This window comes from Candidatus Nitrospira nitrificans (assembly GCF_001458775.1).
Lineage (GTDB): Bacteria > Nitrospirota > Nitrospiria > Nitrospirales > Nitrospiraceae > Nitrospira_D > Nitrospira_D nitrificans.
Genome location: NZ_CZPZ01000009.1, coordinates 17078 through 30713 on the forward strand (window position 1 = coordinate 17078; position 13636 = coordinate 30713).

Sequence of the window (13636 nt, forward strand, 5' to 3'; positions counted from 1 at the left end):
CGGTGAAGTGGTCAATTCACCTTATCCAAAGCGGACAGTAAATGCCCATTCAGCAACCGTCGGTATTCGGCCACAAGCGGAAGTTCGGCGCGGAGATTGCGCCGCCGCAAAGCGGTCCTCAGCCCTGTCGCATTAACGTTCGCTATAACTGGGCCAATAGAACGGAAGCTGTCATATCCCGCCACACGCCTTCCTCCTATCGACCAGATCCGAAACCGTGCCTCTCAGATGTCAGCCTCAGCGCCGAATAGCATCGGCGTCGTGCCTGCCACATAAACCTGTTATCCTGCCGCACTCATGTTCACCTCAGCATACAGGAGTCCTTCCTACGAGGGGCAATGGAACGGACGGTGCGATACACCGCCATATGTTCAATGGTGATCAGGAACGAACGGCGCGGGAAATGCTGAAACCACCCAACAGTCATGAAAGCATTCCAACGTGCCCACGGGCTGTCAGTCAGTAACTGAGAATGCTCCCGTTACGCAAAGTACGTTTTGTCTCCAGGGATCGTCAGCGCAGTATTTGCAAACGGTTAGAATCGCTGTGGCGCAATAGAACAGTTTCCGTTCCATTGCCCCTGGGACGACAGCTTGCCGATACGGTTGTAGAGCAGCTATGCTGAATCACTGGCATGACACGATCCGGCGTGATATTTTACCCGTTCCATCTGTGCCACGAGCGCACCTTGCAGTGGCTGCTGGAGCGGTATCAGCAGGTGCATTTCCGGGACTATATGGCCATACAAGTCAGTCTTTTCTGCGGGACAATGGCCTTTCCCGACCGTATGGGAGATTCCTTCCCCGACCTCCTGGCAAGCAAGCGACTGGTGCAGGGGTACAACGTCAGCGGACCGCTCAAGCCGGACACCTGTATCGCCGTGGATCGTGATCTAACAGATTCAACTTGGCGTGAGCTCTTTCATCGCGCACTGGTGGAGAATCGCCGATTCCAACGCGGCCTGTTCGACGGCACAGACATCACTGGGCGTCACAAAGATGGCCATGTCGAACAGCCCTTGATGGTTCGTCTGAAGGATGTTTCATTCGAGACGACTCCCTTTACGGTGGCCGGTATCCGTCAACTCAGCCGGCGACGGCTCATCGGCAGAGAAGCTGATCTCTTCGACTATGGCCTTGCCCTACTGAAAACCTCCGCCTCACTGGTGTATACCATACAACTGGCGACGGCTGAACAGCTGGCCGTTGCGACTGACTCGCACGCCCATTTCACATTACTCACTCGGATTATAGAACGAATGGGCTTCACGATCGAGAATGGGTTGGTCGAACAAGGCATGTCTTAACCCATACACTCAGGTCTGCTAGAACCTCCGCCCATGCCTGCCCCATCAACGCCCCAAACAATTCCGGATGTCACTGAAGACATTGAGACCGGCAGCGGCAGCGGATTGGGGAGAAGCCGGGATAACTCATATTCGATCAGATGAGGGCAAATGACGCCATGTACTTCTGCTTTGGGTCTGATTTCGACGGTCGCAGAACGGCCGAGTATGGTTCGGCGCCGAGATCGCACCGTCATAAAGCGGCACGGCGGTGGAAACGGTGGGACCGTTGGACGAGGCTCGGTTAAAACGAGAGCTCAAAGATCGGCTGTCTAACTTGAGGGGACTGCTGAGGCGCCATGTGGCTGGGGCACGGCAACTCCTCAAGATCCTGTTGGATCGTCCGCTCAGGTTTGAGACGGTTCAGGACGGCGAGAGGCGGGGGTATCGGATCTGGGGAATAGGCAGTTATCTGCCACTCCTTGGGTACGCGAAAGAATCCATGCTCCCTAGTGCATGGTGTCCCCAACGGGATTTGAACCCGTGTTACTGCCTTGAAAGGGCAATGTCCTAGGCCAGGCTAGACGATGGGGACGCGCCACTATCGATAAACGAACAGAGGCACTCATACCACAGTCGTGCCGGCCCTGTCACTAGGACTGCTTTGCAGGTACTGCGAAGAGAAAAGACGGAAAGACTCATGGTTACACGAGAAGGCCCGATGTGTAGTGGGTGACGATTGAGTTATCGAATAGGTTGATAGGATGGTAACTCTGCTTCCATTTCTTTGAGGGGGCGGCAGGCTTGGTCTTTCGGTGAAAGAAGCGCCTCGCTGATCGGCCAATGGATCCCCAGGGCCGGATCGTTCCACAAAATACCTCGCTCATTCCTCGGCGAATAATAGGCGGTGCACTTATAGAGAAACGTTGCGGTCTCGCTCGTGACACAAAAACCATGAGCGCATCCAGGGGGAATGTACAGCTGGTAAAGGGTTTTACCCGATAGCTCGATGCCATACCATTTCCCGAACGTCGGCGACCCCTTTCGGATATCGACGACGACGTCGTAGATGGTCCCCTCAAGGGCCATGACGAGTTTCCCCTGAGCCTGTGGCTCCTGAAAATGCAGACCGCGGACCGTGTTTCGCACCGACCGTGAGCAGTTATCTTGCACGAAGTGCTCGGTGATGCCTGCCTCAGCGTAGCGCTGCTGATGATACGTTTCCGTGAAGCAGCCTCGATAGTCCGAAATGACGGACGGTTCGAGAAAAAGGACCCCGTGAATGGCAATTGGCGTCACACGCACGGCATCCCCTCGTTCATGGCGTCGGGTTGGATTTGCGAGGTGGATGATCTGGAGGATCGACGGACGTAGGATGGTCGGGATACAATTGTCCCAATCGATCGATCAACGGACTGGCTTCAGGGGTGCTGGTCATGCGAGCCTCGCTCACCGGATGGTCCCACACCAAGGTCGTAATGTTTGCCTCCTGGAAGAGGGATCGGATCGTGGCAGCGCAGGCGTCGAGCGTGAGTTCCGTTCCTCCTCGGAGGTCCAGCACGCGTTCGTGAGGGGTGGTGGGTGGCGGTTCGGTGTGAATGAGGGCCCAGCAGCGATCAAAAATCGTTTGCCGCAGTTCTTGCGAGACATTGATCGTCGACAGATCTGCCGTACAGAGTGCCGACACAAATAACACGAATTGGAGATCGGGCATGCCTGGATTCTGAACATCGAGAGACGGCATATTGATCTATTATCAAGAGAGACGGTGGACGAGTCAACACTCGTCCACTGGAGAGATTGAGAGTGTGTATATGAATGAGGAACGACGGATATGGTGACCATCGTACTGACCGGACAATTGCAAACCGTGGATGGAGAGTGTGATCTGGCATGCGACATCGATCGATCGATGTCGGTTCGCCAACTGATCCAGAGACAAGGAGTTCAGCTTCGGCATCTGCTGCAGCTCCTGCGTGAGAAGAAAGTGCTGGTAACCATCAATAAGAAGATCGCCAGCGAGGACTCGCTTGTTCAGGATGGGGATGCGATTCGTCTGATCGGACACGACGGGATGGGGGGCAGTGGACTTGGACCATCGCACCACTAACCCATAACCCATTGGCAAGAAAAGCCAAGGGCCGAGACCTGTTTGGCCTCGACCCTTGGGTGTATCGTGAGAGGCAGCGGATGGACCCCCAACTCAGTGGATCTGGCGCTGCAGCAAAGCCGGGACAGGAATTCTTCTTATTTCTTGCCGAGAATTGCGTCCTTAGCGGCCTTGGCTACACGGAACTTGACCACGCGTTTTGCCGGGATCTTGATTTCCGCACCGGTCTGAGGATTGCGGCCGATGCGCGCCTTGCGGTTCGCCAGTTTGAGCTTGCCGATACCGGGCACCGTGAAGACATTCTTGGCTTCGCGATAGGCCAGGGCCGCGAAATCATCAAGAATCTGAACCGCCCCTTTCTTCGTGATGCCGGCTTTCCCGGCAAGGTAATCTGCAATCTGCGATTTCGTCATTGATTTTGCCATTCGTGAACCTCCTTGAGGGTAAGGGATACAGTGAGTCGATATGTCTCCTGACGCGCCTCGTGAAAACACATCCTGGTTATTCTGGGGTCGCCGGTGCGCGTACTCGTGATCACATCGTCAAAACCCGCGAGAGTGTAGCCAAGAGTAGGAAGCGTGTCAACGAGAAAAACGCACGTCTGGCGTGGAGAAATGCATGCACTACCCCTTGCGGTTGATGCAAATGGAAGGGTAGAGTAGAGCTGGATGGACCTCGCCGCTCAGCATAAACGGCTCTTGACCATGGTGAAAATGCGTGGGTAAAGACCTGCCTATATTACCCTTAGGTGCGGATAGTCAAGCGCCCGAACAGCTTGACGACATTCTTTATACTCGGGTTTTCTGCCAGAAGGAAAACTCCCCTCCGCTGCAACTCCTGATCGACTTTCTGAAGTCGCGCGGGCAAACCCCCATCGTTCCGGCCGATCTCCAGCAAGGAGCCCTTGAGGAATGGGCCTGGGTGCAGGTGACATTGGGCTACCATCGTGAACGGAAACCGATTCACCTTTTTTGCGTCCGTGATCGCGGCAGCTATCGAGATGTCTTCGAGCAGGAGAAAAAGATCTTCCTGGATCTTCTCGCCGCGCACTCCGACATTGACGCGCAACTCGCGCTGGAATATGTGACTCGTTGCCGATTTATCCTGACGACGCGCATGGCAGAGGGCGATGTGACCGACGAAGGCTATGATTTCAATGGGTGGATCCTTGAGTTCTATCAGGAGCAGTGTAACGGGATCGTTCAAATCGACAGGCAAGGTTTCTACTCGCCCAAGGGCGATCTCATCGTGGACATGTCGGCAGCCGCTGAAGACTAAGCGAAGAGGGCAATCCCTTGCGGCCGTCTCCACTATTTGAAAAGACCGCTCGGTGGTTTCATCGTGCGAACGCCGCCCTCCTAGGCACTCTCCCCTGTACTCAAGGCTGCAGTCACTGTTGTATCGGTCTGTTTCCCGTGACGATTCTCGACAGACAAGCACTTCGGTTGGGTCTCCGAACGCTTCCGGATGAGCACAGGAAGCGGATCGAACGGACAGCGGCGGAACAAGTCTCTGCGCTCACCGCCGCCGCGCCACAACTGAACACGAATCGTTTCATCGACCAGTGGCCGGAGGAGGAGAGCCGACAACTCATCGAACGGTTCGATACCTGGCCTTGTCCGGCTTTGGAGCAAAATGGAAGCTGTGGCCTCTATCAGTTTCGGCCGCTGGTCTGTCGTTCCATGGGTGTGCCCCCGGAGGACGGCGGCTGTGTCAGTGGCGCCTGTGCCGTTCAAACGGCTGTTCCATTGATTCGGCTCTCAAAAACCATTCGCGAGGAAGAGAATCATCTCGCAGGGATGGAAGCGGAGGAAATTGAAGCGCTGCGCCGCCATGACGGTGCCGAGGGAGAAGAACTGTTTCTGCCCTATGCGTTTTTATCCGATGCCGGAGCGTGGTGAAGCACAAACACGACTCGCCACATTATTCATGACGATTCGTTGCAAATCGCGAAGTCGCCCAGCAAGATAGGCATGTAGAGCCTCAAAGGACCGAAGCGTCTCGAAACAGTACGTGGAGGCTACGAGGGGCGAGCCTGCCTGCTGGTAGTCCGCTGCGCCGCACGCCAGCCCGTCGCAGCGGCGAGCCCATGATTGCGCCAGAATGGCTCATGACCACTGCGCGGTAGACAGCATATTTCCCGCTGTGCTAAGGTGACCGTCCTTGGTTGAGGGAGCGCCTGTAGCTCAGCTGGATAGAGCATCAGCCTCCGGAGCTGAGGGCCACAGGTTCAAATCCTGTCAGGCGCACCAAACCGCGTTTTGTTCTCGGCATCGACAATTCAATACCCGGTGGGGCCGTTAGCTCAGTTGGTAGAGCAGCTGACTCTTAATCAGCGGGCCGTAGGTTCGACCCCTACACGGCCCACCAAAATCAACCACTTACAACCACATTCCTGCCCGCATCCGATCGGTGTAGACGCTGTGTAGACGGATCGGAAGCAAATACTTTTTGCTCTTCGAGGTTTTTTGCTTTTAACTCTGCCGAAGCTCAAAAGGAGCTTTTTCAAGAGCTGTACACCATGAAAGTTTTCGTCACCAATTTTCTATAGACGACAAGACTGGCAGAAAACTGCTGCAGACAGATGCTTATAAGCTAATTAGACTTCAGATTACCTGGCGACTTTTTCGAGCTTTTAGGAAACTCTCACCGTGCTGTATCGTGCCGGGTCTCCATGGACATTTCCAATCCTTTGGTGACAAGATGCGGTACTAGTTCCACAGCAGAAATCTATTCTACGCTCTAGCGGGAGTGCAGATTTTATAGAACTTTGGCGGCCCCACCAGAGTACAGGTAACCCACCCTACATAGTGGTCACAGGACCAGACACGCATTTCTAACCACTCCAGGCTATGAGCCGAAGGTTAATAGAGTACGTAGGAGCAAACTGCAACTACTCACATAGCAATGAGGCAAGATTTCAGATGTACTTGCTGGACAGCACCGATCTTCGCTTGCGGTTTGGATTGATAGCATTGCAAATATGTCTCGCTTTGAGTGCGCCAATCTACCTATGGATACAGCCTGAAAGCGCCCCCCTCGGATATCACTCAATGTTGGAATGGGATAAGTGGATCCTTGTGCTATCCGCAATGACCTGCACCTGGAAATGCCTCGAATATATTCGGCAGCTTCATGGGTCCCGCTACTCTGAAGCGGTGATTAGCTATTTTGTCAATCTTCGACTCAGCGACCATCAATTGCATGGCACGGTATTCGTCGCAATCCTTGAGGAAACCCTCTACAGGGGACTAATTAGCCCTTTTGCATCTCCTTACATATCCGTGATTGCCTTTTCACTTTCCCACAAAGGCACATGGGTGAGATTATCCTCCCTACTCTTTGCAATATGCATGGAGCTTTCTTTATCTTGGTCGGCAAGTTTAGTCTTATGCATTGCAATTCACACAGCGGTAAACATAACCACATGGTTCTACATTAGAACCATTCCAATAAAGACAACAACCGAAGGCACAATTGCAATTGCACTGTAAGACGATTAGGGGCACACCCTCAACAAAGGCTATTCCCAGATGGTCCAAAGTAATTGGTCAAAAACAGCAAAATGGGCCTCGTGTCTACGCACTATTCGGCGCGATGAAGTTGGCAGATTTGAACAACGGATGCCACGCGCCGGAGATGTTGTTGTATGTCGAGTTGAAGTGGCCGCATTCCCTCATTCGGTCATTGAGGATACATCAGGACGCCTACAGTCTCTGTTCCCAGGGGACATTCTGTTAACAACAGTTGCCAATAGAGAATCGACACGATGGAATGTTGGGAAAATTCCAGAAGATGATGTTTACAAAGCGGGCCGGCAGCTATCCATACTTAGCGTTCAAGGAATAATAGGAGAACTGACAGAAACGGCCTGCGACCATCAAGAGTACGAAACTCGCGTAAGCGTCCTCGGGGTAGCAATCAGGGATAACTACCTCACTGTAAATATCTCGGATTATGCACTTACGCCATTGGAGTATGGTGGACCAACCCAACTTCCGTTAACCATCCTAATAACTGGCTCGTCGGCTGAGGCCGGGAAGACAACAGCTGCAATTAATATAATGCGCCGTCTCATTCGGGAAGGTCATAGTGTGACGGCGCTAAAAGCTACAGGCACAGCGTCCATGATTGAACGTGAAATCTATGCAGATGCTGGTGCATCTCGCGTAATCGATCCCATTGATTTCGGGTTAGCGACGACTTATTATGCTCCCTCTGATGGTGACTTAATAAAGAGCAGGTTCCTGGGATGCCTTTATTACATATCAAAATTGAATTGCAGTTCGTTAATAGTCGAATGTGGAGGTGATCCCATTGGTGCCAATGTCCCGCTTTTCCTAACCGCACTCAGAGAATGTGGAGGGCCTCAGTTCCACGTATCATCCGCGTCAGATTGCCTTGCGGCCTTAGGGTTAAAAGCTCTCTTTCAAACAATCAATCTTCAAGTGAATCTTTTTTGCGGACGCTGCACCGATACCACGCTTCTAAAAAATAGAACAATGATCCTGACAGGCATACCAGCACTGAACCTTGCAACAGACGCCGACAATGAGGCTCTTTCCGCCATGATCAGAAAACTCACAGGCGCAAACCATCCAGAGGAAAATCGATAATGCTCTTCGATGCACCTGCAATTAGGAAAAAGCTGGGTACGGTTAAAGTCCTTAGGGCCATCAAGGTCGATGATACAAATTACCTGGCCGTAGCAAAAGCTTTGGGCCTCAATGTGAAACTCAAAGGAGTTACTCCTTCAACAATTTACATTGTTCAAGAGGCACCAGAAATTCAGAAAAAGACAAAGAATAAGCCATAGCGCCTTATCTGCGGACACATTTCTCGGGAGATCCTCTCTTAATCAGCTTAAGCCTGCCCTTGCTTTGTCTGAGGAGGAGAGAACCGCTCAACAGCCTCATAAACCTCACCCGGAGTATCAGCATAGGTTAAGAGTTCGCGCTGGGGAGCATTACCCTCACCATCAAAAAGCTTGTCGAGGAGTGGCTTAATCGGCAAGTCTTCTAGCCACTGCTTCTTCTTGTAAAAGACCATCGGACTAGCAAACCCAAATGTCTTATAGTAATTCTGTGCCGCATCTTGGAAAATCTCCTGCAGGGTCCCCGCCCTTCCTTCGACATAGATGATCCCATAGTTGGCCAACGCGAGCATTCCATCTTCCCGAATGCTGTTCTGAAAATATTTTGCGATGTGGCTGGCAAACGGCGTAGAGGGCTCTTGGCCATAGTGCCATGTGGGAATCCCCAAACTGTGGCTTCGCCGTTCATACTCCCGGGCAATGCCTAATGCTGGCCTAAGCCATCGATGAACCTGCTGGAGCAGATCTTCATTCACTTTCCCTTTGTCATCAACGAGGTGCTCTAGCTTTTGAGGTAAGGAAGGTTCAACCGCTAGACGCTCAATAGCTTTGTCCACCTGCCCCTCCTTGAGGTCAGCTAGGAGCGCGCCAAGATGTGCTGCCTCCATTGCTCCTGGCCCACCTCCCGTCACAACCAGGTATTTCCGTTCTGTGAGATGCTTGGCCATGAGAACCACCTCTCGATAAAGCTCGCTAGCACGGCTGAGCTTATGTCCCCCCATAAAAGCCACGATTTTTTGGCCCACTGTAAACGTCTTAGTCGCTTGCATAATGGAACCATCGTGAAGACTCTGCACGATGGCCTGTCGCCCAGAGGCCCGCTCAATTTTTCCACTTGAGACGAAATCTTGATAAACACGAAAATCAAACGTCTGCTTATAACTTCTGAAATCAGTCGAATCATACCTGTCATATAGCTCATCCGCGTCATACAGACTGTCTCGCAAAGAATTGACTAGAACAGATGACTGGGGCATCACGACCTCCAGATAGGTTACGTGGGACAACTTTTCTCGCTCGGCATCCATAAAGGAAGTGGACGACGGGTACATCTCCTAACAATTCTACGCTGGACGTGCAAGGGCCAGATGCCACCAGACCACTCCCTTTCCGAGAAAGCTGGGTTGGCCCCCTCGACGGCATACCATCGACTCCTCGGTGGTGCGTGTCACGATCGGAACCACCTGTAGCCGCTGACCGGTGCTTTCCATTTCTACATTGAGCAAGGCTCATCAAGACGCAACATCCGTGCGCGACTCCTCTCTTGACGTTTACATTCGGATGGCTTACGACTACGCCCCACCATGGCATTGAGAATCATATCAGGGGAGTCCCTTTATGCGACTGGCAACCTTCAACGTTGAAAATCTGTTTGATCGATCCAAGATTATGAACCTGAATAAATGGACAGACGGGTCCAAGATTTTGAAGGATTACGCTCGACTCACAGACCTCGTCGGACAGGACGTGTACTCAAGCACCGACAAGAAAGAAATGCTCAAGATCATGGAGAAGTACCCTGGCCTGAGTTCCCCTCAAAAAAAAGACAGCACCTACATCCGACTCCGAGACATTCGCGGTGACTTCCTTAAGAAACCTCAAGGGCAATCGGTGCAAATTGTCGCCAATGGGCGCAGCAGCTGGATTGGCTGGTTTGAGCTCAATACGGAACCCATCTCCGAAGTGGCCACGGAAAACACGGCTAGAGTTGTGCGACTACTCAATGCGGATATTCTGGGAGTAGTCGAGGCAGAAGATCGCACGGGACTGAAAGCCTTCAATGACACCGTCGTCAAAAAGATTGGAGGCCAGCCCTACGACCATGTGATGCTTATCGACGGGAATGACGAGCGCGGTATCGATGTAGGCATCATAAGCCGCTCAAAGCTCCCGATAGTTTCTATGCGAAGTCACGTGGATGATCAGGATCAGGAGGGATCGATTTTCAGCCGAGACTGCGCAGAGTACACATTCGGTTTGTCGGAAGGAAGAACCTTGCTGGTTCTGGTCAACCACTTGAAGAGCAAAGGGTACGGGACCCAAGGGGATTCAGACGCCAAACGTTTGCGCCAGGCTCGGCAGATACGAAAGATTTATGATCAGCGCAGACAGGAGGGATTTCAGTATATTGCTATTATCGGCGACTTCAATGATACCCCCGATAGCGGGCCACTAGCGCCTCTACTTAAGGAAGAATCAGATTTGAAAGACGTGGCAGCGCACCCTAACTACCACAATGACGGACGGCCAGGAACGCATGGCAACGGTACAGCGTCTAGCAAACTAGACTATATTCTTCTCTCCCCATCCCTCTGGGCAACAGTGCAACAAGCTGGGATCGAGCGTCGGGGAGTTTGGGGAGGAAAGAACGGCACGCTCTGGCCTATTCTGCCAGAAATAAAGTCCGCGAAGGATGCAGCATCTGACCATGCCGCCTTATGGGTCGATCTAGCTATTTGAAGTGTTTCCGCCCCCCTCAGCCCGTCTTTCAAGGAAGGGCGAATTAGTAGGGACGAATTACTGATGCCGAACATATCGTGAATGCCCCGACCGCTCGGCCTTAACGGCGCGCATGGACGACCCGCGGCTCGATAATGTAAGTTCCTCCATCAAGTAGACACCGTGTAGACGGACAGGCCGAAAAATCTTTCTTGCACCTGCCTGCGATTTTCTCTTACTTGGGAACCTCCAACGCTGAAAGAGAATCTTCTAAACCCGGCTTGCGTTGAGAACTATAGCCAAATATCTTTCAAAGCCGAAACGGGCTCCCTGCTCCATCAAGACGACAAGATGCAAATCTGACCGGTCAATTTAGGGAAAAACCACGAGACTAAGATCTGCAAAAAAATTTTATCTGCCCAAGAAGCAAGAAGAGGACGCAGGTCTCATGAAGCTTTACTGATACTCCACAACTGCTGCGACAGCAGCAACAAGCTCTTCCATCACCGTCGACGGCACAGTCCCCAGTTTTTTAACAAGCCGTGAGAGATCTATTCCCCTGAGTTGTAAGGTGTCGATAGAGGAAACCTTTGAGAGGCCGTTCCTACCGTCAGGATCAATCCGGACATGCCAGATGCTTCCCTTGAAATGATCCTTCCATTCGGTGATGGGGGCGATCAGCCTGAGAGGAAGACGGCCCAGTGCATCTGAGCTCACTACGACAACCGGCCGTGTTTTATTTATCTCAGAACCCATGGTTGGGTCTAAGTTTACAAGCCAGATTTCGCCGCGCTTAGGGGATGGTGGGTTAGTACTCAACGAAGTCTCCACTTTGGAGATCGCCTCTGTCTGCTCCCTCCCAATAGTGTGACTTCAGTTTATCTGCCTGTTCAGACAGAATCCGCCTGCGCTCTTCAAGTGGCAACTTCATGAAGGCTCGTCGTTCAATAAGGGTGAGCGGCTCCTCGACATCAAGAGGCTCGCCAAGCAACCTTTCGACTTCTTCACGGGTAATCAGTCCCTCAGCATAGGCTCGAAGCGCTGTTTGCCGAAGCCATTGTGATTGTTCAGGTTCCAATTCACTCGGCTCTTTCCGTTTCCATCTCAATCGGTTTATGAGCATCATCCAATGCCTGTAGTATCCCTCTGAGATGATGTCCAAATCGAACAGTCGTCGAACAAGAGCTTGCACACTCATTCCAAATCGCTTCTTAAATAGCAGCAGTTCTTCACTAAGAATGGTTTCCCGCTTAGTGCCAATCTCTCGATAGACTACTTGTGCGGGAGCAAGGAAAGCTGCCCCGAACCGAAATGCTGCTTTTTCCTCATCAAGGTTATGCCCTATCTTTAAGACAAGATGGCCTAATTCATGTGCAAGACTTAGTCGCTGTCGCTCTCCAGACACGCCTTTGGACGTGACGAGCCCCGCTGCTTGAGTCTGGGTGGCTTCATCGACCGCCACGGCGCAAATGCCATCAAACTTGTCAATGGCATCAATCTCGATGACATGAATGTGATGATCTTCGAGCATACCAACCATGCTTGAAATTGGATCCTGCCCAAGCTTCCAATTCGTACGTAATTCTTCAGCAGCCTTCTCAGTATCTTCTATCTTTGAAATGCGATGTGCGTGGATCGGCAGATGATTCCCGTTCGGCCATCCTGTCATGGCCTGAAGACTCACTCTATCCTCCAAGACCTCCGTCACAATGCTCTCAATTCTTCCCTGATCTTTCTTGGGTAAAGTCGAAGCCTTTCTATAGCCGATGAACTTAACAGTGACTTGAGGCTCTTTCAGAAAATAAGACGCCTTAACCTTAAAGGTGTCGGCAAGCTTGTTCAGTACGATGGGAGACGGGCTAGCCTTCCCACACTCATATTTTGAAAGCGCCTGCTTCGTGACAACATGCCCCATGGACGCAACGAGTGCATCCAGCGAAAGGCCTCGTGACATTCGTAGTCGCTTCAGCCGCAGTGCGATGTTAGAGGAACTAGACATAGATAAGCCGTACACGTGGTTGACAAACTATACAATTATATATGAATTTGTCAACCATCTGAGCCCCCATCAAATCACTCCTTTTCACGCTTTCTTTTGAACAGTATCCCCCATGTAGCAATTGGCGCGGGCGTGAGCCGGCGCCGGGCTGTAGGGGGTCTGGGGGATGTCTTCCCGCTGCATGGAGAAAAACCACGCTGCGGGAAGACTTCCCCCAGAATTTCCCTCGGCCTAGGCAGCCGGACGTCGTTGTTTAACTAAGGCAAGGTTCAGCAAAGCCCTCCATTCCGTCTTGGGATTTTCCGCGACAGCCAGACGCACTTCAAGCAATTCATCGGCGGCCAGATAATTGAGAACCTCCGGAGTAGCAAACTGTGACTTTGCGACGATCAGGCGAACCTCTTTGTCTGGATCACACGCCAAAACCGCCAGAACCACTGTCGGCGTGTTCGGATTTGCCGCCACCGCTCTCCGAATCTCAGGCTCAGGAAACCGCTCAAGAGCTGACCGGTTAAGTGGATGCCCCTGTATCAGATAGTTGGGCTGAGGACACTCAACTAGCGCGGGGATATCCAAATATCCGCGGCTGTGCCAGGAGACCAGTTGGATTTTGTAGTTTTCATCCATGGTGGTCCAGAACAGGCTATCGATAATCTCGGGAAGATCGCCACTCGCGCGACAGGCAACGCGAATGAGCACCATGTTCACAAGCTGAGTCCACGTGAGGGGAACCAATTCAGCCCCCACATAGCTCTTCAGAAACTTGAGATAGAACCAGTTGAGCACCGGACGATGGGGAACCTTCTTCATGCTTCACCTCCAAGTTATGTTAAGAAGATGGGAGATTCCATCCCTATAAGGGTTATACGAGGCTGCTATTTCGACGTGTGTTTTCAATATGTTACCAAGGAATGGAACCTGGTCGTCTTG

15 protein-coding genes and 3 tRNA genes are annotated in these 13636 nt (G+C 52.1%); 10 read left to right on the plus strand and 8 right to left on the minus strand.

Annotation, left to right across the window (positions count from 1 at the left end; all coding sequences use genetic code 11):
* Positions 1–634: 634 nt before the first annotated feature.
* Positions 635–1306, plus strand: a complete 672-nt coding sequence (locus tag COMA2_RS06670) for a hypothetical protein (RefSeq protein WP_090895776.1) — start codon at positions 635–637, stop codon at positions 1304–1306.
* A 496-nt stretch (positions 1307–1802) separates the two neighbouring features.
* Here the strand turns inward: COMA2_RS06670 and COMA2_RS06675 are convergent.
* From COMA2_RS06675 to COMA2_RS06685, 3 genes are all read right to left on the minus strand, one after another.
* A tRNA-Glu gene (locus COMA2_RS06675) sits at positions 1803–1880 on the minus strand.
* 149 nt (positions 1881–2029) lie between these two features.
* Positions 2030–2590, minus strand: coding sequence for a dTDP-4-dehydrorhamnose 3,5-epimerase (gene rfbC / locus COMA2_RS06680; protein WP_090895778.1), 561 nt, complete (start codon positions 2588–2590; stop codon positions 2030–2032).
* Between the two features lie 13 nt (positions 2591–2603).
* Positions 2604–3029: a hypothetical protein gene (locus COMA2_RS06685; RefSeq protein ID WP_090895780.1), complete on the minus strand. Its 426-nt coding sequence runs from the start codon at positions 3027–3029 to the stop codon at positions 2604–2606.
* A 90-nt stretch (positions 3030–3119) separates the two neighbouring features.
* Here COMA2_RS06685 and COMA2_RS06690 point away from each other — a divergent pair, with 90 nt between their 5' ends.
* The gene (locus tag COMA2_RS06690; RefSeq protein WP_090895782.1) at positions 3120–3395 is read left to right on the plus strand and encodes a MoaD/ThiS family protein; all 276 of its coding nucleotides are present in this window, start codon (positions 3120–3122) and stop codon (positions 3393–3395) included.
* 137 nt (positions 3396–3532) lie between these two features.
* Here the strand turns inward: COMA2_RS06690 and COMA2_RS06695 are convergent, their stop codons facing one another.
* On the minus strand, positions 3533–3820 hold the full coding sequence (locus tag COMA2_RS06695) for an HU family DNA-binding protein (RefSeq protein ID WP_090895784.1): 288 nt from the start codon (positions 3818–3820) through the stop codon (positions 3533–3535).
* Between the two features lie 292 nt (positions 3821–4112).
* On the opposite strand from COMA2_RS06695, the gene COMA2_RS06700 reads away from it, so the two are divergent.
* From COMA2_RS06700 to COMA2_RS06730, 7 genes are all read left to right on the plus strand, one after another.
* The gene (locus COMA2_RS06700) at positions 4113–4673 is read left to right on the plus strand and encodes a hypothetical protein (RefSeq protein WP_090895785.1); all 561 of its coding nucleotides are present in this window, start codon (positions 4113–4115) and stop codon (positions 4671–4673) included.
* A gap of 17 nt (positions 4674–4690) precedes the next feature.
* A complete protein-coding gene (locus COMA2_RS06705) occupies positions 4691–5296 on the plus strand; it encodes a YkgJ family cysteine cluster protein (protein ID WP_090895787.1) in 606 nt (201 codons plus the stop codon).
* A gap of 274 nt (positions 5297–5570) precedes the next feature.
* Positions 5571–5647, plus strand: a tRNA-Arg gene (locus COMA2_RS06710).
* Between the two features lie 42 nt (positions 5648–5689).
* Positions 5690–5765, plus strand: a tRNA-Lys gene (locus COMA2_RS06715).
* A 722-nt stretch (positions 5766–6487) separates the two neighbouring features.
* Positions 6488–6889, plus strand: coding sequence for a CPBP family glutamic-type intramembrane protease (locus tag COMA2_RS21280; RefSeq protein ID WP_407919009.1), 402 nt, complete (start codon positions 6488–6490; stop codon positions 6887–6889).
* A gap of 39 nt (positions 6890–6928) precedes the next feature.
* Positions 6929–8011, plus strand: coding sequence for a P-loop NTPase family protein (locus COMA2_RS06725; RefSeq protein WP_139077146.1), 1083 nt, complete (start codon positions 6929–6931; stop codon positions 8009–8011).
* Positions 8011–8211 carry a hypothetical protein gene (locus COMA2_RS06730; RefSeq protein WP_090895793.1) on the plus strand — a complete coding sequence of 67 codons (201 nt, stop codon included), beginning with the start codon at positions 8011–8013 and terminating at the stop codon, positions 8209–8211. The genes COMA2_RS06725 and COMA2_RS06730 overlap by 1 nt, the downstream gene beginning before the upstream one ends.
* Before the next feature lie 47 nt (positions 8212–8258).
* Here the strand turns inward: COMA2_RS06730 and COMA2_RS06735 are convergent, their stop codons facing one another.
* Positions 8259–9245 (minus strand): LOG family protein, encoded by a 987-nt coding sequence (locus COMA2_RS06735; protein ID WP_139077148.1) that lies wholly within the window; start codon positions 9243–9245, stop codon positions 8259–8261.
* Positions 9246–9606: 361 nt separating this feature from the next.
* On the opposite strand from COMA2_RS06735, the gene COMA2_RS06740 reads away from it, so the two are divergent.
* On the plus strand, positions 9607–10728 hold the full coding sequence (locus tag COMA2_RS06740) for an endonuclease/exonuclease/phosphatase family protein (protein ID WP_090895796.1): 1122 nt from the start codon (positions 9607–9609) through the stop codon (positions 10726–10728).
* A gap of 435 nt (positions 10729–11163) precedes the next feature.
* Here the strand turns inward: COMA2_RS06740 and COMA2_RS06745 are convergent, their stop codons facing one another.
* The 3 genes from COMA2_RS06745 to COMA2_RS06755 all read right to left on the minus strand — a co-directional run bounded on the left by COMA2_RS06745 (position 11164) and on the right by COMA2_RS06755 (position 13516).
* Entirely contained in the window at positions 11164–11526 is a 363-nt protein-coding gene (locus COMA2_RS06745; RefSeq protein ID WP_090895799.1) for a type II toxin-antitoxin system PemK/MazF family toxin, read from the minus strand.
* Entirely contained in the window at positions 11516–12706 is a 1191-nt protein-coding gene (locus COMA2_RS06750) for a helix-turn-helix domain-containing protein (protein WP_139077150.1), read from the minus strand. The genes COMA2_RS06745 and COMA2_RS06750 overlap by 11 nt, the downstream gene beginning before the upstream one ends.
* A 231-nt stretch (positions 12707–12937) precedes the next feature.
* The gene (locus tag COMA2_RS06755; RefSeq protein WP_090895803.1) at positions 12938–13516 is read right to left on the minus strand and encodes a HEAT repeat domain-containing protein; all 579 of its coding nucleotides are present in this window, start codon (positions 13514–13516) and stop codon (positions 12938–12940) included.
* Positions 13517–13636: the final 120 nt, after the last annotated feature.